Origin of the sequence: Teretinema zuelzerae (genome assembly GCF_021021555.1) — a bacterium.
In the GTDB taxonomy this organism is placed as follows: Bacteria; Spirochaetota; Spirochaetia; order Treponematales; family Treponemataceae; genus Teretinema; species Teretinema zuelzerae.
In genome coordinates, this window is the sequence record NZ_JAINWA010000001.1 from 280,659 (window position 1) to 304,648 (window position 23,990).

Sequence of the window (23,990 nt, forward strand, 5' to 3'; positions counted from 1 at the left end):
CTCATCGGGCAAGCAATTCGTCAAGATTTACAAGCAGACGGGCAAGGCTGCCGTTCGAAGGATCAAGGGAAACAACCTGTTTAAGATAGTACTGGGCTTTTCTATAATCTTTTCTTTCCATATAAAGCTCGTACATTGCGAACAGAGATTCCTGATTGCGGGGATCGGAGAGCAGGCTCGACCGCAGAGAGGCCAGGCGCGACTCCGCATCGCCCGCGAGCCGGCTTTCATAATAATGCAAAACGCTTTTCAGGGCAGGAGACGCATCAGGCAGAGCCGAGGATATCGCGGCCCGGGCGGCGGCGTTTTCTCCCCGAGAGACAAGGCTTTGCAGATACAGGCCTGTTATCTGGGGAGATTGAGGAGAAGCAGCATAGAGCGAGGAAGCCGCCGATTTCGCTTTCGCATAGTCTCCCGCGCCGAGGAGGGCCCTCACATGAACGATCTGATTCTCCGGGGACGGATTGACCGATACGAGCCTTTGCGCAGGCTGCAGGGCGGATTTCCATTCCTTCGCCGCGAGAAAGTCCTCGGCCAGCAAATACAAAGCCTGCGTGTTGTCCGGATCGCTTCCCAAAACCTGTTGCACAAGATCTCTCGGCGATTGATTATTCACGTTCTGTCCGGTTTGATAGGCAACCGCAGCCGCCGACAACAGAATTTCGCCGTCGCCGGGATAGAGGCGGAGCGCTTCCTGCAACAGAGCGGAAGCCGCGACGGGATTTTTATTCCACTCGCGCACGACGCGGGATTTTAAAAGAAGATACGACCGGTCGGTTCTGTTCGTGGTCGCGAAGGCGTCGAGCAGGGAGTTCGCCTTGAGAAATTCCTTCCGTTCGATAAGGATTCTGGCTCGCATCAGCAAATACGCGGTATTGTCGGGATTGTTCTTCAACACCGCAAGGATATATCCGTCCGCAGTGTTCCAGTCTCCCGCCGCGAAGGATGTCTCGGCGCACAATCTGAGCATTCCCTGGTCCGAGGGATACCGGGCCGCCAGGGATTTCGCCGCCAGGTACGCGTCCGCTCCCCTGCCGCGGGCCGCGAGAGCGCGGGAGTAGCCGACGCCCGCCGGATAACAGGAACTGTCGAGCTTCCATGCGGTCTCGTAAAACGCGAGGGCGGCGTCAGAATTGCCGCGCTTTTCGGCCAGGCGGGCGGAAAACAGCGGAGGAAGAACGGAGCGGGGATTCATCGCCGCCGCGCGCCGCAGGGCGTTTTCGGAATCGATATAATAGTCGGTTTGAGTGCTTTCGGTAAAAAGAACCGCAGACGGAAGCGTCAGCGCAAGGAAATCCGAACTGCCGGCGCTGTAGTCGTAGACGCCCAGCCGGGACGCCTTGAGCGCTCCGAGATAGCGGTCGGACTCGGGAACAGACGGCAGGGGCCAGGTTACCTGTTCAAGCGGATACAGAAATTTCATGAGTTCGCCGGCAATGGCGAGAACGAAGCGATTTCGCTCGGTCATTCCCCGGGGATCGGAGGTAACCAGAGACACCGCCTGACGCAGAGAGTCGGGCGAGCCGGTTTCCACATGGGACAGGATGACCGAATCGAGGTCGCTCCGGTTTTGACGCTCCCTGTCCGGAAGCGCAAGGGGCGTGCCCGCGGCGTCCTGGATCGAAGAAGGAGTCACCTCGGCCGATTTCTGCCCGTCCGATTTGCCTGCAAGCCGGGAGGTCCCGCCTCCGGCCGATCCGGAAGGAGAGGAGGCGCAGGAAACAACGGCTGCCGCGAGCAAGGCAAGAGGAAACGCTTGATAGTGATGTTTCGCCTTAATCGCGCGCGTCACTGAAATCATGCCTCCTGAAGAGCCACAGCAGAAACGACACGATTGTCGGAATCAGGAGGAGAGGAAGCCACCACAAAGCCAGGGATACGAGGGAGACGTGAATGATGTCGGTCGAAAAGAGCAGGAACAGGAAGCCCAGGGCGAAGAAGAAAAAGGCCGGAACAATGAACATGGGATGGGCCCGCCGATAGCGGATCATGCCGGAAATCATGAATGAAAGCCCGACGAACAGCATAAGGAAAGGCCACACCGAAGGCAGCGGAATCGAAAACAGCCCGAGGTCGAGCAATAGAAGCAGAAAGCCGGAGAGAAGCAGAAACGAGGCTGAAAAATGAAACCGGAAGCGGTCCTCGAAATAATGGCCCGACCATGCAAGGAAGAGGCCGCAGGCGATGGAGACAAGGGGAAGAACCATGTAGAACAGATGCCGGTTCAACAAGGTCATCAATGTAATAACCACCGCGAGAAATCCGATGCTTGAGGGGAGAACCACCACAGACAAACGAAGCAGCACTTGAGAGATCAACCCTTTTCTGTTCACACGCACCCTCCGGACATCGTATTTTAGACCAGTTTTCCATATCTTGCCAATAGTTATCGCGCCATGATAGTATCCATCCGTGTCAAAAAACGTAGTCGCACCAGCCGTTATCGCCGCCGTTTTGCTCGCGTTTTCGTCATGCGTCCCGGAGACCGGCAGCTATCTGACGAAGGGGCTCGGCTCCCGGGAATCGGAACAAAAAGAACTGCTGAAGCTGCTTGCCTCCAAGAATCACGACAGCGAAACCGCCTTCGCGGTGCAGAACAGAATAGCGGGAAACCTTCTGGAAGCCGGACAAACCCGATCCCTCGTCCTGTTCCTCACTGAATCCGTGGAACGCGATTATCAGAATCCCTATAACGCATACTGGCTCCTCATGACCGCGCATTCGTACCTGAACGACGGAGCGGTAAAAATCGCCGAATACTATTTCAACCGCATACTGAAGAACCATCCGGATCTTGAAATTCGCGGAAAATCCATTCATATGATCTGCCTGCAAAACCTCATCCGCATTACGGAATCTCCGGAAATGCAAGTTGCGTACTACACGGACCTCATCACCCGATTCGGATCGCAGATAGATCTGGGCTCGGCATACTTCAACATGGGCCGTTCCTACGAAAAACTCGGCGAGTGGGAGCTCGCAATACAAACATATTCGCAGTTCCTCAGTTACGGCGCCTTCAACATCATTATTCCCGGAGTTCCGGACGCCTACGAATACGCGAAACGAATCGTGGACTACGACAGTTCCGCGAAGGACTGGACCTTTGAAACCCTCGACGATCTGGTGACGAGCGTAAAAAAAGCCATCGCCCAGTACGACTACCGATCGCTCGACCGCTATCGCGCAAAGGTGAATTTCTTCGCCATGTCCTGGAAGCAGGAATCGAGTGACAACAACTCCCAGGCGGACTTCCGCATGCTCGACTTCATGAGGGGAAATAGAATCCGCTACAACGACGAGCTCGACGCCTCCTCGAACCCGACCGAAGCGTATTTGCGAACCTGGGGCTGGAGCCAGTACGTCAATATCTGGTATCTGTACTTCAGGAAAATCAGTTTTCCCGCGGATCCTGAAATTCACGGAAGATGGGAATGGGCCGGCATTTATTATGGAGACAAGCTGTAAATGAATCATGCACGACGCCTGCTGACAGCGGCGATTATCGCATGCTCCGGGTTTTCCGCGCATGCCGCCCACGATCCACTCGCACAGGAAGCGGGCATAGTCGAACGCGCTTCTGCGCAAACAGGAGAACCGGTAGTCCAATCGACCGGGGGAGCCGAGTCTGAAATCCCGGGAACTCCGGCAGAACTTCCATTGTCCGGAGAGGTTTCGAATCCTGAAGCCACAGTCCCCGCGAAGATTCATCCGGTGCGGCTCAGGCCTGTTTCGGCGGTTCCTGATATAGCGGCGCCCGAAGCTGAATACGCTCTGATCAACCGCTACCGAACCCAATACTCCAGCCCCGAAGGAATCAAGTACCTGTCTGCGGTAATGAAGCGCTCGGCGCCGTACCGCGATTTCATCGTCAGCGAACTGGAGCGCATGGGCGCTCCCGCGCGCCTGCTGTATCTTCCGGTCATAGAATCGGGCTTTTCGGTTACCGCCGTTTCGCGTTCGGGAGCGACCGGGCTGTGGCAGTTCATGAAGAACAGTACGGCCCCCTTCAACCTGAGAATCAACGAATGGATGGACGAGCGGCGCGATCCCTGGCTCACCACCACGGCGGCGATCAGAAAGCTCAAAGAAAACTACGACTACCTCGGCGACTGGTATCTCGCACTCGCCGCCTACAATTGCGGACTCGGGGCGACGAGAACAGCGGTGAAAAAAGGCGGAAGCTCTGACTACTGGTACTTGTCGTCCAAGGGCTTTTTCAAAAAGGAAACCGTGCACTATGTGCCGAAATTCCTCGCGATATCCGAAATACTCGACGAAAGCGACTCGTTAGGCATCGACTGGGGCGAAACCGACGAATCGACGTACGAAGTGATCCCCGTAAAACGGGCGGTCGACATATCCGTTCTGGCGAAGGAGACGGGGGTAGACCCGGCGGTCATGAAAAAGGCGAACCCAGCCCTGGCTTACAATATTACGCCTCCCGATGTTTCATACGGGCTGAGAATTCCCGCAGAAACGAAGGAATCGGTAGAAACAATCCTCGCGGACAAAAACAGGAAACTGCTTGAATACTACATGTACAAGGTGAAATCGGGCGACACCCTGTATGCCCTGGCCCTGCATTACGGCATCTCGGTCGACATGATCCTGCAGCATAATCCGGGAGTGAAGGCCTCGGCCCTGAAAATCGGAAAGAAACTGGTGATACCCGCCCTGAAAGACGTAAAAGCCTACACAGGGAAGAAGGATCCGGACAGCCTCGATTTCTCGGGCTCCTATCTGGTGAAGCGGGGCGACACCCTGTGGTCCATCGCCCTGGCCTACAATATCCAGGTCGAAACCCTGGCGGACCGAAACAATCTGGATGTGAATTCCGTTCTCAAGTCAGGAAAAGAACTCAAAGTGCCGATACTGTAAAAAACGGAGGAACGATGTTCTTTACAAAAGGCATGGCCCGCGCCGCATGCGGAATGCTGATTCTTCTGGGATGTTCGAACGCGGCAGCCCAGCAGCGGCCGATGGAAGCAACCTCGTCCATTGATTGGCAAAAAGAAACGATCCATTCGGTTCTCTCGCTCGATACGATAAAAACCGGCATTCAATTGCCTTCGGGACGCAATTCGGCTTTGCAGATTCTCGAAATGGAAACCCCAGCCCTCTTAAAGGACACATTCTTTTCTATTCTGGTGGATTCCTCGTCCCTTCTGGGAGATTCGGTCGAACGCGGAGAAATTTCGCTCGGGGATCTCAACCGGATAATCGATACGGGAAAAAGAACGCCGCCCTGGGTTTCTCCGGATCTGAAAAAAGTATCGATGACGCATGCAGTCGATCTTGCGGACATAGGCTCCCTTTTTATTCATCACACGGCGGTTCAAAAACCGAAGCCCATTCTGGACACCATTCCGTCCCGGGCCTTCTCGGGAATTCTCATCGACGCCCGCTCGCCTCTGCCGGTTCACGGCGAATACGAGCAGGCGATCCTCCAGCCCTGCCTCTTCCCCCGGATCTGGAACAGCGGCATGGAGCTATTGTATGAAAAGAATATGGTAAAGCCTGAAATCGCGAAAAAACAGGGAATCGCGCTGTACTCGTCCAATCCCGACGAAAGCGCGTACCGGGACGTCATCGGCGACAATCCGCTGAGAGTCTCGGCGAGACAGATTTTCGGAACCCATCATACCGATCCGATAATATCCAACGATGACTATCTGCGCATTATGACGCAAAGCGAAAACCGGGATCTGCTCGCGAACGGAAAAGTAGTCATACTTTGCTCCGAGGAAAGTTTGGAATCGCGAGGGATCGGGCCCCGGAAGGACGACGCGTATTATTTCGCATGGAAGGATGTAGGCGAGCGGCTGTCAGCCCGCGAAGCGAAAAAGATCGATTTCAGCGACAGCTGGAAGGGGTTGAAGCTTACCATATACGACATCCGATTCGTGGCGGATACGGCGCGAATCCTTCCGGAAGAGCGTGGGCGCCTAGACGTAATCGCCGAAGCCCTCCTCCTCGCGGGGCCGAGAGCGTCTTTCCTGATCGAAGGACATACGGCGAGCGTGGGTAAACCCGCTGGAGAAACCGCTCTTTCGGTCGATCGCGCGCTCACGATAGCGAAGGAACTCCAGGCGCGAGGGATCGCGGCCGAACGTATCCATTCGGCGGGCTTCGGCGGCACCAAACCGGTGGCTAACAACGATACAGACGAGGGCCGGGCTCTGAACCGGCGGGTCGAAATCACCATCCAGCTGCCGGATTGACGGCTCGCCGGGCGCGTGGTAGACTTTTAGCGATATAAGAAAGGGGATATGCACATGTCCAGTTCAAAGAGTATTGACCGGGAAATCGACGCGATCAGCGCCGAAACCGACGAATCCTTCGTAGAAGGAAAGATTTACTGCGCGAATTGCATTCACTGCAAACTCGTTCCGTCTCCGGGAAACTCCGTAGGGCAATTCTACCTGAGGGTGCGCTGCGACGCCGGCAAATGGAAAAAGAAGCTCGGCGAGGAAAAGATATATAAATACTTCACTGTTACCAGGCGCAGCATCGATTGTTGTGATTCATACGAACCCATGGGCGACGCAGGCGAATTCATCAGCGACCTGAAACGAACGCTTCCCATTCGGGACGAACTCTACCGCAAGGAATAGAACTATAATGAAACATCGGAAACAATTACTCCCGTTAGCCGCGGCGCTGGGAACCGCGCTCGCGGTTGTGTCCTGTTCAAGCGTGCCGGACGCCAGCGCTCTCCCGCCTGAAATGTCGGCGATCGAGCTCAGCCAAAAGGGGCAGGAAGCCCTGGACCGCAACAAGTACGCGGCCGCCCGAGTGTATTATCAGACGATAATCGACCGATACGGCACCGATAATTCGTTGTTGACGGGAGCTGAATTCGAAATAGCGCATATTTTCGTGAAGCAGAAAAAATGGGACGAAGCCCGGCCAATGCTCGAAGCGATTATCGCCAGGTACGAATCCGCGGGAGGAGCGGCGCTGCCCCCCGAATATCTCGTTCTCGCGCGGAACGATCTCGCAAAGATTCCGCTGGATCAATAAACAGGAACGAAATTTTAGAAAGATGCTGATTCGCGCAGTATGCAAAACGCCCCGGAAACGCTCGGTTTTCGGGGCGTTTTTTTTTATTTTCAGTACGTTTCGCCGTGAGGAAGGATGATTACGTTCAGCTGAACATCCTTCTCGAAGGCGAGGCGGCTCACGCTTTCGTTTGTCACCCTGCCCCGCGGCTTAGGATGGGGAGGGGCGTCGCCGATAAGGATGATTTTCCGGTCGGCGTCGGGATTCCACTTCAGGGCAAGCGCCCCGTCGAGGGCCTCGTACACCGCTTCCGGAATATCCCGGCCGCCCTGCACCCTGAAAGACACGAGAGACTTTTGGAAGGCCTTCAGATCCGTTGTAAACGGGCAGGCCGACTTGACGAGAAAGTCCTCGAAATAATCCTTGTACAACACCAGAGCGACCCGCCACGCCGGATATTGCGGCAATAGCTCTGCGAGCATCGGCTCCAACAGCTCGCGCACCTTCGCGATGTCGTCGATCATGCTTTCGGTCGAATCTATGACGAAAACGACGTCGAGAGACTTCTGGCCCGGAGGTTCGAGAATCGTTCGGATCATGGGGACGATATCGTCCGGGCCCTTCGCGTAGAGGGTTTTTCCCTTGAACCGGTCCGCAAGATCGGAAAAGGTAGAGACGGTGTCCTTCATGTACGAGACGCCGACTTCGGGAGAGGCTTTAACGACAGCTTTCTGCGTGACCCTCAACCGGAAGGGATTGTCCGCGAAGGCGCCGGAGTAGTCGCCCCAGGGTTTTGAAAACGCGCGGATATTGAGGAAGGTGCCGTCGAGGACCTGCACATCCCCGCTGCGGGTCCATTCGTACCCGTAGCGTATGATGTAGGGTATCCAGATATGGAAGGCAGTCCCTATCGGCGTGTCGCGTTCGGGCGTCGAATCGATGAGGCTGTAGATTTTCTTTTCCGGAGGAATGAAGCCGCCGTCCAGAAGGCGTTTTTCGTCTCCGTTTATCGGGTTCCACTCGAGAGCGCGGTAAGCGTAGTTGTCCGCACGGAGCTTGGGATCCCGGGTGGTCTCGGTAAGAAGGACCGCCTGTATGTCGCTCTTTGCCTTTATGTACAAATGATATCCGCCCTCGGGACTCTGGAGGATGCGCACATCATCCGGTCCGAGGGATAGATCCAAGGCCTGGAGAGACAGGGAAGCCAGAAAAACCGCCAATACGCACAGGGATTTCTTCATATTTCTAGTATCGGCCTCCTGCCCTTCCCTGTTTACCGCGAATTTACGCCTGAGCTTGCGTCGTTTATCGCTCCGGCGTATCATCTGGGGTATGGGAAAGACGAATAAGCCGCACAGAGCTGAGCATGCCCGGCGCATTCAGCCGTTGTACCGGAACGTGGGCGAATCGGGGGCCGGGGTGTCGCCGGGAACGCCGGTGTACATCGGGGACCGGGAGCCGGCGGAATCGACCTATACGCTGATACAGTACACGCCGCGCTCGGTGACGGTGGCGACTCCGAAGACGGTCGAAGAGCTCATGGCGATGATCGAGCCGGACGCGATAAACTGGATAAACGTGAACGGACTTGCGAGCGAGGCCGACTATAAATGGCTGTGCGCCCTGTTCAAGCTCGACCCGCTCACGATGGAAGACATGCGCAATACGGAGCATCGGCCGAAATTCGAAGACTTCGGCGAATACATCATGCTTATCACCAAGATGCTCAAAAGGCACGAACTGGGCGCGACCGAGTACGAACAGGTGAGCTTCGTATTGACGAAGAATACGGTCATCACCTTTCAGGAGGTGAGCGGGGACTGTTTCGATCCGGTGCGGGAACGCCTGAAAAGCGGCGCCGGAAGGATCAGGAGGCTGGGAAGCGACTACCTCGCGTACGCCCTCCTGGACGTCATCGTGGATAATTATTTCGCGGTCCTGGAGGACATCGGCAGGCGGCTTGAGCACTTCGAGGACGAGAGCACCCAGGACAGGGAGTCTACCCGTTTCATGGCGGGATTGCAAAACGTCAAGCGGGAGCTCAACACCATGCGGCGCATCCTCTGGCCGGTGCGGGACGTCGTGAACGCGGCCCTCCACAGCGAGTCCGCGCTGATCACGGACGAACTCAGGCCCTTTCTCCGGGATCTTCTGGAAAACTGCGTGCAGGTGATAGAAGCGATCGAGAACTACCGCGAAACCGCCTCGGGGATTCAGGAAGTGTTTCTTTCGACCGTCTCGCTCAGAATGAACGAAGTGATGAAGATGCTCACGGTGATATCGACCATTTTTATTCCGCTGACCTTCATCGCGGGCGTATACGGAATGAATTTTATGCACATGCCGGAGCTCGGCTCCCGATGGGGATATCCCGCGGCATGGCTCGTCATGGCGGCGATCGCGTCAGCCCTGATATTGTATTTCAAGAAGAAAAAATGGCTCTAGAAAAGCGCGCATACGTCAGGAGTTGAACATGGCCAGACCCAGGAAAGACCCGGTAAAAGAACAGCTGATCGCGGAACTCTCGGAAACCCTGCCCCTTCTTGATTCCGAAGGGCTCGCGTTTCTGCTCAGGCAAGCGCGGGTGCATCTGCATAATATGGAAGTAATCCGGCAGGAGGAAGAGCTCGCGAAGGAGCTTGAAGCCGGGGAGGGAACAAAAAAGGCGGGCGCAGGAAGGGCGGGAAAGGCCGCATCCGGAGCGGGAAAAGCCGGAACGGACAGAAAAAAAGCCGGCGGGAAGGCGGCAAGGGATCCGGAAAAAACCGCAGAAAAGTCCGATTTCAGAATAGAAAAGTCTCCGAGCGGGGCGAGCTATCATATTGTTTCCGGCGGAAAGTGGAAGATGTTCAGCGAGGCGGAAATGCTCGCAATGGTGAAAATCGCGCAATCGAAGGATCCGATAGCCGAAGTGTCGGCGCGGCTGTGGAACTGGCTCGACGCGGAGCGGCCGGACGCCTTCGAGGAGCTCGATATCGGGGGCGAACGGGACCCGCGGGTGAGGGAGCTCGTCTCGATCTTCCGGAAGAAATTCGCGGTGCGCAAAGCGTGAACCGGCAACCGCCGAAGGAAGCGTCTTGAATCCTTGAGCCCGATGATGGTATCATCGGTGTTACTATGGATAATAACGGAAAAAAACGGATTCTTACGGGAGACAGACCCACCGGCCGCCTCCATCTTGGTCACTATGTCGGTTCCATCGCGAACCGGGTCCGACTCCAGGACGAATATGAGTGTTTTTTCATCATCGCCGATCTGCATACCCTTACGACGAAGCCTGAGAAGGAACACATAGAAGAGCTGGCCGACAACGTGCGCCAGATGGTGCTGGACTACCTCGCCTGCGGCATCGATCCGGCGAAGTCCACCATTTATCTGCAGTCGGCGGTTCCCGAGGTTACCGAGCTGGCCCTCTTTTTCAACGACCTGGTGAGCGTGCCCCGCCTCCAGAGGATTCCTTCCATCAAGGAAATGGCGAAAAACGCCAACCTTTCCGAGTTGCCCTTCGGACTGTTAGGATACCCGGTGCTCCAGGCGGCGGACATCCTTATGCCGCGGGCGACCCTGGTTCCCGTCGGAAAGGACAATGAAAGCCATGTTGAACTCACCCGCGAAATCGCCAAGCGCTTCAATTTCATGTACGGGGACGTGTTTCCCTTGCCGGAAGTGATGGTCAGCGATTTCGGGTCGCTTGTGGGAACCGACGGCCAGGCGAAAATGTCTAAGAGCCTCAACAACGCGATATTCCTTTCAGACGACGAAAAGACGGTGCAGAAGAAGGTGAACGGCATGTTCACCGACCCGAACCGCACCAGCGCCGACGTCCCCGGCCGCGTGGAAGGAAACCCCGTATTCATTTATCACGACGCCTTCAACCCGAACAAGGAAGAAGTGGAAGACCTGAAAGCCCGCTATAAGACGGGAAAGGTCGGAGACGTGGAAGTGAAGCAGAAGCTCGCGGTCGCGCTCAACAACTTCCTGAATCCCATCCGGGAGCGGAGAAGCCATTTTGAAAAACAATCGGGCTACGTGGACGAAGTGATCTACAACGGAACGCTCCGCATGCGCGAAGAAGCCCGCGAAACGCTCTCCCTCGCCAAAAAGGCGATGGGATTGTCTTCTGTTTGGAACCGGATCAGCCGCAAGGCGGAAGAAACCCGGAAAAAACGGGAAAAGGGAGAATAACCGGTGGCGGGAAACACCTTCGGAACGCTTTTTAGAATCACTACCTTCGGCGAAAGCCACGGAGCCGCTCTCGGAGTTACGATCGACGGCTGCCCGGCAGGCTTGCCTTTGAGCGAGCTCGCGATCCAGAAAGAACTGGACCGCCGCCGCCCAGGAGCGCACGCGAAGGACAGCGACGGAACCGAGCGCAGCGAAAAGCTCAATCCGGCCGGAACGGCGCGCAAGGAAGCCGACGAATGCGAAATTCTGTCCGGCGTATTCGAGGGAAAAACGACCGGCACCCCGATCGCGGTGATCGTGCGCAACACGAACCAGCAGTCGGCAGATTACGGCGATATTAAAACAAAATTCCGCCCCGGCCACGCCGATTACCCGTTTTTCGAGAAATACGGGATCAGGGACTACCGCGGCGGCGGACGCTCCTCCGGACGCGAAACCATCGGCAGGGTGGCGGCGGGAGCCGTCGCCAAGAGATTCCTCGCCGGGCGCGGCATTACGGTGACCGCCTGGACGAGCGAGGCGGTCGGGATAGCATGCGAAACCTTCGACGCAGGGGAAATCGAGAAAAACGAAATGCGCGCCTGCGACGGAACGGCGGCGAAAAAGATGCTCGAGCGGGTGATAGAACTGAAGGCCGAGGGAAACTCGGGCGGCGGGGTGATCTCGTGCAGGGTGAGCGGCGCTGACGGACTCCCGGTCGGGCTCGGAGAGCCGGTATTCGACAAGCTCGACGCCGAACTCGCCAAAGCGATCCTTTCCATCGGTTCGATCAAGGGAATCGAGTTCGGAGCGGGCTTCGAAGCCGCGCGCATGACGGGCAAGGAAAACAACGACCCCATGCGCATGGACGGCGCAACCGGCAAACCGAGATTTCTAAGCAACAATGCGGGAGGGATTCTCGGCGGGCTTTCCACCGGGGCGGACATCGTGTTCCGCGCGGCGGTAAAGCCGGTATCCTCAATCAGCCTGGCCCAGCAAACGGTTGATTCTTCCGGAAACGACTGCGCCATCGAAGTGCGCGGCCGCCACGACGTGTGCCTGTGCCCGCGCATCGTGCCCGTGATAGAAGCCATGACCGCCCTCGTTCTGGCCGATCTCATCCTCCGCGACGAAGCGTCCCGCCTCTAATTCTCCGCCCGGCCGTACGGGACATTTTCTTTACGGTTCGGGCGAAAGCGTGCTATTCTTTATCAGTTATGAATATTCTAGAAGCGCAACAGGCCCTTCAGGCAGACATGATAGCGGACACCGCCCGGGCCGACATTGAAATCGCCTCCGCGTGCGGGGCCGACCTCATGAGCGACGTGATGGCCTTCGTGAAGGATCAGGTTCTCCTGATGACCGGACTCATCAACATTCAGGTAATACGCACCGCCATCCTGATGGATATTCAGGCAGTCTGCTTCGTCCGGGGGAAGACTCCGAACCAGGACATGATCGACATGGCGAAGGAAAACGGCATCGTCCTGCTGACGACGCGGCTTCCCCTCTTTCTGGCCTGCGGCCTCCTCTACGAAGCGGGAGTCCGCCAGGGCGGCGTGCGGGAAATCGGGTAGCGGGCAGTTATGACATACCGCTTCGACGTACCGGGAAACGATTTTACCCAGGCAGGAAACGCGTCGGCGGAGATGAAGAAAATTCTCCTCCGCCTGGGCGTAAGCGGAGACGTAATCAAGCGGACCGCGGTCGCCATGTACGAGGCTGAAATCAACATGGTGGTGCACGCCGGAGGCGGAGAGGCCGAGATACGGCTCGAACCGGGCGAAATCGTCATCGTCATGACGGATCACGGGCCGGGGATTGAAAACCTCGAGCTCGCCATGCAGGACGGCTATTCCACCGCTCCCGAACTCGTCCAGCAGCTGGGATTCGGCGCCGGAATGGGACTGCCCAACATGAAGCGCAATTCGGACGAACTGGCCATCGAGACGGCTCCCGGAAAGGGAACGACCGTCACCATGAAAATACGCATACCGGAGGCCGGATGAACCGCAGATGGCACTCGGTCTACCTCGACGAAGACGCGTGCAAGGGATGCACGATCTGCGTAACCACCTGCCCGACCGAGGCGATCCGAGTACGGGACGGAAAAGCCCGCATTATCGAGGAACGCTGCATAGACTGCGGGGAGTGCATCAGGCGATGCCCGCATCACGCCAAAAAAGCGCGGAGCGACGACCCGGCGATGATCGCGCCTGCGGACTCGGCTGCGGCCGCCGACAGCGGACTATCCGCGCTGTACGAGCTGAAAATCGCGATACCGGCGCCCTCCCTCTACGGCCAGTTCCCCGTAAAATATTCGATAAACGAAATCCATCGCGCGCTCATAGACTGCGGCTTCGACATGGTATATCCGGTGGCGGCCGCTACCGGCGGAATCGCGGGAGCTTCGGCAGCCTTCCTCGACCGCGCGCGCTACCCGGACCTCCCGCGGCCCCTCATCTCCTCGAGCTGCCCTACAATCATCAAGTTCATACAGATCCGCTTTCCTTCGCTCATAGAAAACATCGTGCCGGTAATCGCTCCCATGGAGCTTGCCGCCCGCATGGCCCGCGCTGAAGCGAAGCGGCTCTTCCCGAACCGCCCGAAAGCCGGCGTATTTTTCATCTCGCCCTGCGCGGGAAAAATAACAGAGGCGAAAAGCCCGCTCGGGGACGAGACCTCTTCCGTGGACGGCGTGTTCAGCATGGCCGACTTCCACCTTCCCATGCTCGCCGCCCTCCAGAAAGCAGGCGAAGGGGACGGAGCCCCGCAGCCGCTCAGCCTGTATCCCGAAGACATCGCCTGGTCCCGCGCAGGCGGGGAAGCCGAAGACACCGGAGCCGAGAAAGGAACGGCAACGCTCGCGGTGGACGGAATGGACCAATGCGTAAAGATCCTTGAAGCGGTGGAAGACGGAAAGCTCGACTCGGTAGACTTTCTGGAGCTGATGGCCTGCGCCTCAGGCTGCGTAGGAGGCCCGCTCACGGCCCTTACCCCGGCGCTCGGCAAACACATCGTAAGCGAACGAGAAAAAGAGCTCGCCGCACGCCCGGAAAAGACGGAACAAACCCTCGTCGTCCGCAGAGAGCTTCTCGCGGAAGCAGCCGCGATAACCGACGTTCGCTCGAAAGCGGACGAACGGTCCGCGACGGCCCGGCAGGAAGGAACGAAAACAGCCGAACCGGCGTCCGAGACGGCGCGGAATGCAGAAGCCGCGCGCGCGCGCAGGCTCGACTGCGAGCGATGCCTCCGCACCGAACGATTCCCGCCCCGCCCTGCCCTCCAGCTCGACAGCGACTACCGGCGAGCCGTAGAACTGATGGAAAAAATGGAAGAAATCCGCGCGGAGCTTCCGGGACTCGACTGCGGCTGCTGCGGAGCCCCCAACTGCCGCGCGCTCGCCGAAGACATCGTAAAAGGCCTTGCCCGCAAAACGGATTGCGTTATTATTCTAAAAGAACAATACCGCAAACTGCTGGAACGCCGCGGGGGAGAAGACGCATGAAACATGAACTGCGCCGCGAAATGAAGAGAAAACTCCAAGCTCTCGGCGAAGGAGAGGTATTCAGAGTCGGCATGAGCGAGGAAGTTCTTCCGAAAACGACAAAAACGCTGTTCACCTACCTGCCCTTCGGGAACGAGATAGATCCTTCCGGGCTCGCCGGCTGGGCCCTCGATGCCGGAATCGAGGTAGGAGCCCCCTGCGTGCGCGGAGAGGACCTCGAGTTCAGAAAAATCGAATCCGCTGACGGCCCCTTCCGGTCCGGAGGATTCGGCATCCGCGAACCCCTTGCCGACGCTCCCCTCCTGTGGAGTCCCGCGGCCGAAAACCGCGGAGGATGCCCGAAACTCGAGAGTCTCCTCCCCCTCGCCGTACTCGTTCCCGCGCTCGCCTTCTCCCGCTACGGGCACCGGCTTGGACGCGGGAAAGGCTGCTACGACCGCTTTCTCTCCGCCCTCCTGAAGGCGGCAGGCGACCGGAGAAAGGAAATAACGCTCATCGGAACCTGCCACGACTGGCAGATACTGAGCCATGTTCCCGCCGAATCCCACGACATCCCGGTCGATTGCCTTCTCACCGGCAGGGGATGTATAGTATGCGCAACAGAATAAGAAAAGGGGACCGACATGGGACACATTAAATCCGCGCTGGAAATAGCGCTTGAAAAAACAGCAGACATCGCGGTCGACAAAACCGCTATCGACAGCAGAGACCTGAAAAACCGGGGGAAAAAGGGAGCGAGCGAGTTCCTTTCCGCCCTGGCAAGCATAGCGGCCGCACGCTCAGCCGCAGCCGAGAAGTCAAACGCCGACGAACCGGCAGCCGCGGCGGCGGAAAACGCAGCGGAGACCGAACGCCCGGCAGTCGACTCGAACGCCGCCGATACCGGAGAACAAACAGCCAAAGCCGCCGCAAAATTCCTTGAAGCCCTCAAGGAAGCCGACGCAGAGCGTATGCGCCTCGTAGCCGAAGGCGCCGCCTCCATCTTCATTGCATCGCTTAATCTTCCTTCTTCTGAAGACGACATCACCCGATTCCAGTCGACCGGAATCGGGCTCGAGCTCCTTCTCCCCGGAGCCGGCATGGGACAACTCTTCGAGCAGCTCGCCCAGATACTCGAGCAATACCTCCAGGAGCGCGGACAAACCGAGCAGGCCATGCAGCAGCAATACCTTCCCCGCCTCCGCGCGAAGCAACAGGAAATGGCCAAACGCTACGGCCAGAACATGCCGCTCGACCCGCGGCAGGACCCCGAATTCATGGCTGCGCTGAACAAAAACATGCGCATGGTGGAGCAGCGCTACGAACCCGTGCTCGAAGAAGTGCGCTCCCGAATCCGCGAAGCGGTCGGCATGGAGGAAAACTGAAAACGCTTTTTTTTAGTTCGCACCCCGTTGACATTTTTTGCTAAAAGCGGTAAGTTATTCTTCGTCAGGAACGCGCAAGCGAACCTGCACATTCCCCTGTAGCTCAGTCGGCAGAGCAAGTGGCTGTTAACCACTTTGTCCGGTGTTCAATTCACCGCGGGGGAGCGACGGTCGAAAGACCTCAGGAAAACCCGATTCGTAAAAGTATCGGGTTTTTGCTTTTTAAACACATGGTCTAAAACCGAGGCAGACCGCCCGCCGGCGCATTCGCGCCGGCTCCATCAGGCGCGAAAACTTTATGCGCGGAGCCCCCGCGAACGAAGGTCCTTGCAGGGGCGGATAATAAACGGGAGCAAAAAAAGCCGCCCCGGAAATTCGGAGCGGCTTCGTGAATCGGGATATTTTTAACTACAATATCGATTACTCTTTCCGCAGCCTCATCCAGCTTGGCAATGCAAGCTTGAATTTGCCGCTCCCGCGCACCCACACGACGACGCTTTGCAAGACAATGAAAACGTAGAGGAGAAGTCCGCTTACAATTGCCTGAAAGTTGGAATTGACGCCCGCCGCGCGGATGAGTTCGTTGATAGTAAGAAGCGTGAGCGCGCCGATCGGAGAACCGAAGAGGTTTCCCACGCCGCCGGTGAGCATCGTGCCGCCGATGATGGAGGCGGCGATCGCTTTCATCTCGAAGCCCGAGGCGTTTCCGACGTTGCCCGCTCCCGTCGTCATAATATAGACGAAGCCCGCGATTCCCGAAAGCGCTCCGCACAGGAGATACGACATGAACTTCGTCTTGCGCACATTGATGCCGAGCATCAGGGCACTCTGACTGTTGCCGCCGACCGCGTAGAGGTTGCGACCGAAGCGGGACCACTTCATGAGAGCGACGAGGATGACGATGAGGACCAGTGCAACCATTGTGCCGAGTTTGATCTGGAGCGGGATGAAATTTCCCAGCCGGTTATTATTGCCGAGGAAGGGAATGACGATGTTGTAATCTCTGAGCGCGACGAAGCCTTCGTGCGACACGTTGATCGGGTCCTTGTGGATCGTGGTCAAAAGTCCGTTCGCGAGGAACATGCCGGCGAGAGTGATAATAAACGGCTGAATCTCGAGGTACGAGATAAGAAAGCCCTGCAAGACGCCGAACGCGAAGCCGATGGCAAGAGCGAGGATCATGGCGCCGCCGATGCTGCCGCCCTTCGATTGAAGGAAGACCGCGCAGCACATGGTCACGAGGCCTGTCACCGCGCCGACAGAAATGTCGATGCCGCCGCCGATCATGACGATGCTGATGCCGAGCGTCAGGATGATAAGCGGGGCGTTCAGGCTGAAAAGGTCGAAGAAGGTCTGGAACTGCAGGAAACTTCCCGGATAGCGCACAATGGCGAATCCATACATCAATACGAATATGACCGCGGCGATGATGAACAGCAGATTCGAATTCGAGAGCGCTTCCTTTGCCTCAGGATTTTTCAACGTTGCCACATTAAGCCTCCTTCTTCGCCGGCGCATCTGGCGCAGCGTTTTTTCTCGCGATGTCGCCGAAGGAACCACCGCCCGTCCGCATCCTCGCACGGGCGAAATACTCGCGGACTGCGGGAGAGGAGATTATCATGAGGATAATGATGAACACGGCCTTGAAAGCTTTGATCGTCTCGGTGCCGACCTCGAGTCTGAGCAGCGTCCTGCTCAGCATCTCGATAGTGTACGCGCCGATGATCGAACCGGTGATGCTGAACTTTCCGCCGGACAGGGCGTTGCCGCCGATGGCGACGGCGAGGATCGCGTCCATCTCGACGAACTTGAGGATGTTGACGCTGTCGTGGCGGCCGGCTTTAGTAACCGCGATGAAGCCTGCGACCGCTGTACAGATTCCGAGAAGCATGTAGGACAGGAATTTGATCCGTATCGGGTTGATGCCGTTAAGCCGCGCCGCCTTCTCGTTGATTCCAACCGTCTCCGAGTAGAGCCGGAGATTGGTCACCTTGAGGAAAACCGCGACGATCACGATAAAGATAGCCGTCAGAAGGATCGGCGTCTGTATCGGCAATCCCGGCATGATCCCGCCGATCTGGCTCGTCAGTTCATTGGCGAGAACGGGAGAGAGCTTGCCGTCGATCATAAACGAGATGGAGCGCCCCGCGGTAAACAGGATCAATGTCGCGACCATCGGCTGCACCTTGAATATTGCGACCAGAGAGCCGTTGAACGCGCCGATGACGATGCCGACGCCGCAGCTTATAAGGAAACCGAGAAAGATGGTCATCCAGGTGATCTCGCTCGATTGGAGGAGAAACTGGACGAACACGGCGGACGTGATCGCGGCGGCAACGCCGACGCTGATGTCCTGCCCGCGCGAGGACGCGGTGACCAGCGTCATGCCGATCGAAAGAATTACAAGCTCCGAAGCGCCGAAAAGCATGTTCGGAATGTTCCCGTACAGAGCCCCGTTAATCATCTTAACGCTGAAATAATCGGCTCCCTTGATCAGGTTTATCACGACAAGGATCGCAAGAACCGAGAGAGGGAGCAGGAGATGTGAAAAGTGCTGAGCGATTCTGTTCTGTTTCATTTGTGTCCCCCCGCTATGACGTGCATAACGTCTTTTTGCGTCAAATTCGCGCCGGTCAGCTCGCCGGCGATCTGGCGGTCCTTCATGACGATGAGGCGCGAACAAGTCCGGAGCATTTCCTCTATTTCGGAGGAAATGAACGTAACGCTGACGCCCTCTTCGGCGAGTTTGAGCATCAGTTTCTGGATTTCCACCTTGGTTCCGACGTCGATGCCCCGCGTCGGCTCGTCAAGAATCAGGTACTTGGGGTGCGTCAAAAGCCATCTGCCGAGGATAACCTTTTGCTGGTTGCCGCCGGAAAGCTGCTTGATGGGCGTATTGACGGATGCGGTCTTGATGCTCAGGCGCTTTACGTACTCGTCCGCGAAAGCTTCCGCCTGTTTCCGCGAAAAGGGCCTGAAAAATCCCTTCATGACCTGCATTGCGAGAATGATATTATCGCGCACCGAAAGGTCGGCGATGATTCCGTCGCCCTTGCGGTCCTCGGGGAGGTAGCCGATGCCCTGCCTCATCGCATCGATAGGCTCGTCGATTTTTGCCTTCTTGCCGTTGATTTTTATCTCGCCGCCGGTAACCTTGTCCGCGGCGTAAATCGCGCGAACGCTCTCGCTGCGGCCGGATCCGAGGAGCCCGGTGAATCCGTTTATCTCTCCCTTCCGTATTGCGAAGTCAAAGGGCTTCACTCCCGCATCGCTCGAAAGGCCAGAAGCCTCTAAAACAGGGACGCCGCCATCAAGCGTGCAGGTCTCGCCCTTTTTCAGGTTTTCCACGTCCTCGAGCGCCTTGCCCATCATCTTCGAGACCAGCTCGAATTGGGGAAGCGAAGCGGCTTCGTATTCTCCGATCAGCTCTCCGTTGCGGAGGACCGTGATTCTGTCGCTTATTTCATATACTTGATCGAGAAAGTGGGTGATAAAAACGATTCCCACGCCTCTCGACTTGAGTTCGCGCATAAGCTCGAAAAGTTTCCGTACTTCATCCTCGTCGAGAGAGGATGTCGGCTCGTCGAGGACGAGAATTTTGCAGTCCATGTCGACTGCGCGCGCGATCGCGATCATCTGCTGCACCGCTAGCGAACAGCTCGAAAGCTGTTGGGTCGGCCTCGACGGAATGCTGAGCGAGTCGAGCAATTTCTTCGCTTTCGCGTTCATGCTGTTCCAGCTGACGAATGCATGCCTGCCCCGGCCGATGAACATGTTTTCCGCGACGGTCAGATTGGGACACAGGGTTATTTCCTGGTAGACCGTGCCTATTCCATTGTCTTGCGCCTCTTGCGGCGATTTGAAGTGAACCGGCTTTCCTTCAACGGTTATTTGACCGGCGTCTTTTTCGTATACGCCCGTCATTACCTTAACAAGCGTGGACTTGCCTGCTCCATTTTCACCCATGAGTGCGTGGACTTCGCCTTTTCGCAACGTAAAGTTAACGTTCGACAGAGCCCGGACCCCGGGAAAGGTCTTGCAGATTCCCTGCATTTCTAGCACCTTATCCGACTGCAATTAGAGACCTCCTTCGGCTTACCGCGCATATTAAAAAAGCGGTGCGGCAGACCGCACCGCGCGATGCGGCGGCCGGAATCAACCGGAACGCCGCGCCGCCCTTTCAAAACGACTGATCGTGCATAAACGCCTGAAGGACGGTTACTTTGTGATCACGCCCTTTCCGGGATCGGCATTGAGGCCGAGTTTGGTGATGATGTCGTCGGTGATCGTCGCGGTGTCCGCGAAGATTTCTTTCTGGAAGACGATTCCGGTCGGTAGCGTACCGGACTTGATCCACTTGGAAATCTCGCCTGCCTGGCGGGGGCTGCACTGCACGTCGCAGTCCCAGTATCCGGCCTGCACGTTGCGGAGAGCGAAGCGGTTAAAGTCGAATCCGAGGATTTTGACCTTTCCGTCCTTTCCATGGGTAATGCCGGCAGCGTCGAGAGCCTGAACGGCGCCCTGGGCCATGCCGTCATTTTCGGCGTAGATCACGTTGAAGTCTTTCTTCGCGGCGATCGCGGCTTCCACCACTTTGCGGGCTTCTTCGAGGCTCCAGCTGTCTCCGCCGGTACCGTCGGCGACCAGGTTGATCTTGCCGTCGGCCTTGGCCTTGAGCACGGCGGCGGAGCGGCCGAGTTCGGCGGCCGAACCAAGCTGTCCGCGGATGAGGATGAGATTAACCGTGCCGAGATTCTGGGCGAGAACCCAGTTCATAGCGGTGTTTCCCTCGGTCGCCATGTCGGAGACGAGAGCTGCCTGAAAGTTCGAGGCATCGGTATCAATGAGGCGGTCAAAGAGGAACACCTTGACGCCCGCGGTCTTCGCGGATTTAAGGACGTTGTCCCATCCGGACGCGTTCGCGGCAGAAATAAGGAGATAGTCGACGCCGTCGCGGATGTAGCCCTGAGCGGCGGCGATCTGCTCGCTGTTGTCGCCGGTGTTTGTCTGCTTCGCGTCGTAGCCGTTCGCTTTCGAGAAGACGGCGTTCATGTCTTCGACGTTCGCCTGGCGATATCCGGACTCTTCCGGCGGCAGGTTAACGATACCAACCTTTATAAGCCCGCCAGCCCTCGGTGCCGCATCGCTCTTTCCGCCGGCGAATACCGGGGTTGCCATGACCATGGCCAAAAGGGCCAAAATGGCGATCTTCGTGATCTTTTTCATCTTTCTTCCTCCACTTTCATTACGTTACGGAGCGTATGCCCCTATATCCATTAGGGGGCCGTTTTGCCGCGGGCGCTACCTACATCCTTTCGCACTTAATATGATTTTTTTGGGCTAACAAGTTCACTCGCGGATATATCTAGACTTTTTTACGGGACTACTACGTTTTTATTCGATCTGCACCGGGCAGTCCGTTTTTTATTGCGCTCCCCGGCAGGTATGATACAATGAGGGTTCTGGAAGGGTATCGCATGGTTCGCCACGTCCGAACATTTTTTGTTATTCTCTGTATATTGACCATTTCCGCGTGCAAAGAAAGCAGACAGAACGACGGCGCGGCCGATCCTGTCGTGCTCGGATATTCCCAGCTCGGCGACGAGAGTACCTGGCGCACGCGGAACAGCTTTTCCATCACGACCGCGGCGCAAAAAGCGGGAATCAAGATCATGTTCGAAGACGCCATGCAGGATCAGGCGAACCAGATCAAGGCGCTCCGTTCCTTCATCGCCTACAAGGTAGACGTGATAGCGTTTTCGCCGCTCGTCGAGACCGGCTGGGACACGGTGCTCGGAGAGGCGAAGGCGGCGGGCATCCCGGTGATTCTCGTGGATCGGATGATCAAGACCTCCGACCAGAGCCTCTATGCCTGCGCTCTCTGTTCGGACTTCAGGCGCGAGGGCCGCAAAGCCGGGGAATTCCTCGTGAAAAAGTACAAAAACGTTTCGGGTCCCGTCAACATCGTGGAGTTGGCGGGGACGGAGGAATCGACCCCCGCCATAGGGCGTTTCGAAGGCTTCAGGGATATTATTTCCGCGCATCCGAAATTCAGGGTGATATTCAGCGAAGACGGCGACTTCATGGCCAGCAAGGGCCGGGAACTCATGAACAAGATACTGGATCTCTACAAACCCGAAGAAATCAACGTGATCTATTCGCACAACGACGACATGACCTTCGGGGCCATCGAGGTGATGCAGGCGTCAGGAATCAGGCCCGGAAAGGACATCGCGATCATATCGGTCGACATGACCCAGCGGAGCGTCGATTACCTCAAGCTTGGCGTCGTCAACTGCATCATAGAGTGCAATCCAAACAGCGGTGCGCAGGTGATGGAACTCGCGCGGAAAGTAGTCGCGGGGGAACCGGTGCCGAAAAGAACGTATATCGACGAGCAAACGTTCGACGAATTCGGCGCCGTGGGAAACATTCCCAACCGCGGATACTGACGGCGAAGGCATAAGATGATGCGCAGCGACAGTATCAGGAAAGCGCTCAAATTCACGAACATCGTCATGATCCTCGCATCCATCGTCCCTTTTATCATCAACACGCTTTACTACAACATCACCCTGAACCAGTACGAGGGCATCATCGAGAACGTATACAGCGCGAACAGCCTTTCCAGCAACCTCAAAAATGATATTTACACCACCATGTGGAACATTGTGACCGGCAAGACAACGTTCAAGGATAACACGCAGTACGCGCTCATCGGCCGGATCAGGGAAAACCTCGACGAGCTCGAAAAAAACGCGAACAGCGAGGACAACGGATATCTTGTGCAGGTCGCGCGCAATACCCTGGAAACAATGGAAAGCTATGTGAACAGTATCGGCGACAATATCGCCCGGGAACGTCCCGTCCGGGAGAACGAGGAATTACTTGGAGAGATCGCGTCTGTGAGCGATCTTCTCTACGACGTCATCCAGAAATTCGTCGCGGCGGAAATGGAGCTCGCGCATATCCAGAACGCGAAAATCCGGCAATCGATGGACTTGATGACGCTTACGCAGGTTCTCCTCTTCTTCGCTATTCTCATGTTCCTGCTGCGCAATTACCGGCAGCTCAACCGCAGAATCAACGAGCCGATCTGGCGGCTCAAAACCATGGCGTCCCGCATCGCCCAGGGAGACCTTTCGATCCGCGTCGAAAAACCCGAGATCAGCGAGCTCGACGAACTCACGGACAGCCTCAACACCATGGCAGAAAAGCTCATCAAGCTCATCGACCAGAACGTGCAGAAGCAGCGCAACCTCCAGAAGGCCGAGATGAAAGCCCTGCAGGCGCAGATCGCCCCGCACTTCATGTACAACACGCTCGGAACCATCCTCTCGCTCGCCGAGGACGGCCAGACCGAAAACGTCGTAACCACGACGCTTGCACTGTCGAGCTTTTTTCGGCTGTCGCTCAATAAAGGAAGGGACTGGGTCACGGTCGCCGAAGAGAAAGCCCACGTCGAAAATTACCTCGCGATACAGAAGATGCGGTACGGGGCCATTCTGGAATACGACTTCGATTTTTCCCCGGAGATACTGAAAGAATCGATGCTCAAACTCCTGCTGCAGCCCCTCGTCGAGAACGCGATATACCACGGGATTAAGAAGACGCGGCGGCGCGGTCACATCGCGGTGAAAGGAACCGCCGAGGGCGATTCCATGATCTTCACGGTCCAGGACAACGGACTCGGGATGACGCCTGAGGAACTGGAGAAGCTGCAAGCGAACCTCTTGAACTACGACGTGTCGAGCCCCGGTTCGGGTTTCGGACTCTACAACGTGTACAAGCGCATCGAGCTCTATTACGAGACCGGCGACGGACTGACGGTTGAAAGCGAATACGACAAAGGCTGCACCATCACCCTGCGGCTGCCCATAGTGCGGACGCAGGCCGCGCAGCCGGCGCCCGACCAGACTCAAGCGGCGCCGACGGAAGGAGCTTAAAAA

23 protein-coding genes and 1 tRNA gene are annotated in these 23,990 nt (G+C 57.0%); 17 read left to right on the forward strand and 7 right to left on the reverse strand.

The window, feature by feature from the left end; genetic code table 11:
- Window position 1: 1 nt before the first annotated feature.
- Window positions 2–1,801, reverse strand: coding sequence for a tetratricopeptide repeat protein (locus K7J14_RS01355; protein WP_230752271.1), 1,800 nt, complete (start codon window positions 1,799–1,801; stop codon window positions 2–4).
- On the reverse strand, window positions 1,776–2,333 hold the full coding sequence (locus tag K7J14_RS01360) for a hypothetical protein (RefSeq protein ID WP_230752273.1): 558 nt from the start codon (window positions 2,331–2,333) through the stop codon (window positions 1,776–1,778). The genes K7J14_RS01355 and K7J14_RS01360 overlap by 26 nt, the downstream gene beginning before the upstream one ends.
- A gap of 79 nt (window positions 2,334–2,412) precedes the next feature.
- Here K7J14_RS01360 and K7J14_RS01365 point away from each other — a divergent pair, with 79 nt between their 5' ends.
- Genes K7J14_RS01365 through K7J14_RS01385 form a run of 5 tightly spaced genes read left to right on the forward strand, consistent with a single transcriptional unit; the run spans window position 2,413 to window position 7,026 of the window.
- Complete coding sequence (locus K7J14_RS01365) at window positions 2,413–3,468, forward strand: tetratricopeptide repeat protein (protein WP_230752274.1); 1,056 nt, start codon at window positions 2,413–2,415, stop codon at window positions 3,466–3,468.
- Window positions 3,469–4,881 carry a lytic transglycosylase domain-containing protein gene (locus K7J14_RS01370; protein WP_230752275.1) on the forward strand — a complete coding sequence of 471 codons (1,413 nt, stop codon included), beginning with the start codon at window positions 3,469–3,471 and terminating at the stop codon, window positions 4,879–4,881.
- Between the two features lie 14 nt (window positions 4,882–4,895).
- A complete protein-coding gene (locus K7J14_RS01375; protein WP_230752276.1) occupies window positions 4,896–6,224 on the forward strand; it encodes an OmpA family protein in 1,329 nt (442 codons plus the stop codon).
- A 54-nt stretch (window positions 6,225–6,278) separates the two neighbouring features.
- Window positions 6,279–6,617 (forward strand): hypothetical protein, encoded by a 339-nt coding sequence (locus K7J14_RS01380; RefSeq protein WP_230752277.1) that lies wholly within the window; start codon window positions 6,279–6,281, stop codon window positions 6,615–6,617.
- A gap of 7 nt (window positions 6,618–6,624) precedes the next feature.
- Window positions 6,625–7,026 (forward strand): outer membrane protein assembly factor BamD, encoded by a 402-nt coding sequence (locus K7J14_RS01385; protein WP_230752278.1) that lies wholly within the window; start codon window positions 6,625–6,627, stop codon window positions 7,024–7,026.
- An 89-nt stretch (window positions 7,027–7,115) separates the two neighbouring features.
- Here K7J14_RS01385 and K7J14_RS01390 read toward each other — a convergent pair whose 3' ends face one another.
- On the reverse strand, window positions 7,116–8,246 hold the full coding sequence (locus tag K7J14_RS01390; protein WP_230752279.1) for a vWA domain-containing protein: 1,131 nt from the start codon (window positions 8,244–8,246) through the stop codon (window positions 7,116–7,118).
- A gap of 91 nt (window positions 8,247–8,337) precedes the next feature.
- Between K7J14_RS01390 and corA the strand changes: the two genes are divergently transcribed.
- The 10 genes from corA to K7J14_RS01440 all read left to right on the forward strand — a co-directional run bounded on the left by corA (window position 8,338) and on the right by K7J14_RS01440 (window position 16,206).
- Window positions 8,338–9,450 (forward strand): magnesium/cobalt transporter CorA, encoded by a 1,113-nt coding sequence (gene corA / locus K7J14_RS01395; RefSeq protein WP_230752281.1) that lies wholly within the window; start codon window positions 8,338–8,340, stop codon window positions 9,448–9,450.
- Window positions 9,451–9,478: 28 nt separating this feature from the next.
- On the forward strand, window positions 9,479–10,057 hold the full coding sequence (locus K7J14_RS01400) for a hypothetical protein (protein ID WP_230752283.1): 579 nt from the start codon (window positions 9,479–9,481) through the stop codon (window positions 10,055–10,057).
- 65 nt (window positions 10,058–10,122) lie between these two features.
- Window positions 10,123–11,190, forward strand: a complete 1,068-nt coding sequence (gene trpS, locus K7J14_RS01405; protein WP_230752284.1) for a tryptophan--tRNA ligase — start codon at window positions 10,123–10,125, stop codon at window positions 11,188–11,190.
- A gap of 3 nt (window positions 11,191–11,193) precedes the next feature.
- On the forward strand, window positions 11,194–12,318 hold the full coding sequence (gene aroC / locus K7J14_RS01410) for a chorismate synthase (protein WP_230752285.1): 1,125 nt from the start codon (window positions 11,194–11,196) through the stop codon (window positions 12,316–12,318).
- A gap of 68 nt (window positions 12,319–12,386) precedes the next feature.
- Window positions 12,387–12,746: a hypothetical protein gene (locus tag K7J14_RS01415; protein ID WP_230752286.1), complete on the forward strand. Its 360-nt coding sequence runs from the start codon at window positions 12,387–12,389 to the stop codon at window positions 12,744–12,746.
- 9 nt (window positions 12,747–12,755) lie between these two features.
- A complete protein-coding gene (locus K7J14_RS01420) occupies window positions 12,756–13,178 on the forward strand; it encodes an ATP-binding protein (RefSeq protein ID WP_230752287.1) in 423 nt (140 codons plus the stop codon).
- Window positions 13,175–14,677 (forward strand): [Fe-Fe] hydrogenase large subunit C-terminal domain-containing protein, encoded by a 1,503-nt coding sequence (locus K7J14_RS01425; RefSeq protein ID WP_230752289.1) that lies wholly within the window; start codon window positions 13,175–13,177, stop codon window positions 14,675–14,677. Before K7J14_RS01420 ends, K7J14_RS01425 begins: the two co-directional genes overlap by 4 nt.
- Window positions 14,674–15,285, forward strand: coding sequence for a 5-formyltetrahydrofolate cyclo-ligase (locus K7J14_RS01430; RefSeq protein ID WP_230752291.1), 612 nt, complete (start codon window positions 14,674–14,676; stop codon window positions 15,283–15,285). Before K7J14_RS01425 ends, K7J14_RS01430 begins: the two co-directional genes overlap by 4 nt.
- A 15-nt stretch (window positions 15,286–15,300) precedes the next feature.
- Entirely contained in the window at window positions 15,301–16,041 is a 741-nt protein-coding gene (locus K7J14_RS01435; RefSeq protein WP_230752293.1) for a DUF6657 family protein, read from the forward strand.
- 92 nt (window positions 16,042–16,133) lie between these two features.
- A tRNA-Asn gene (locus tag K7J14_RS01440) sits at window positions 16,134–16,206 on the forward strand.
- 255 nt (window positions 16,207–16,461) lie between these two features.
- Here K7J14_RS01440 and K7J14_RS01445 read toward each other — a convergent pair.
- The 4 genes from K7J14_RS01445 to K7J14_RS01460 all read right to left on the reverse strand — a co-directional run bounded on the left by K7J14_RS01445 (window position 16,462) and on the right by K7J14_RS01460 (window position 21,267).
- Entirely contained in the window at window positions 16,462–17,532 is a 1,071-nt protein-coding gene (locus K7J14_RS01445) for an ABC transporter permease subunit (RefSeq protein WP_230752295.1), read from the reverse strand.
- Between the two features lies 1 nt (window position 17,533).
- Window positions 17,534–18,619, reverse strand: a complete 1,086-nt coding sequence (locus K7J14_RS01450) for an ABC transporter permease (protein ID WP_230752297.1) — start codon at window positions 18,617–18,619, stop codon at window positions 17,534–17,536.
- Window positions 18,616–20,118 carry a sugar ABC transporter ATP-binding protein gene (locus tag K7J14_RS01455; RefSeq protein WP_230752299.1) on the reverse strand — a complete coding sequence of 501 codons (1,503 nt, stop codon included), beginning with the start codon at window positions 20,116–20,118 and terminating at the stop codon, window positions 18,616–18,618. The genes K7J14_RS01450 and K7J14_RS01455 overlap by 4 nt, the downstream gene beginning before the upstream one ends.
- Window positions 20,119–20,259: 141 nt before the next feature.
- Entirely contained in the window at window positions 20,260–21,267 is a 1,008-nt protein-coding gene (locus K7J14_RS01460) for a substrate-binding domain-containing protein (RefSeq protein WP_230752301.1), read from the reverse strand.
- A gap of 293 nt (window positions 21,268–21,560) precedes the next feature.
- Here K7J14_RS01460 and K7J14_RS01465 point away from each other — a divergent pair, with 293 nt between their 5' ends.
- Complete coding sequence (locus K7J14_RS01465) at window positions 21,561–22,493, forward strand: ABC transporter substrate-binding protein (protein ID WP_230752303.1); 933 nt, start codon at window positions 21,561–21,563, stop codon at window positions 22,491–22,493.
- Window positions 22,494–22,508: 15 nt separating this feature from the next.
- Window positions 22,509–23,987 carry a sensor histidine kinase gene (locus K7J14_RS01470; protein WP_230752305.1) on the forward strand — a complete coding sequence of 493 codons (1,479 nt, stop codon included), beginning with the start codon at window positions 22,509–22,511 and terminating at the stop codon, window positions 23,985–23,987.
- Window positions 23,988–23,990: the final 3 nt, after the last annotated feature.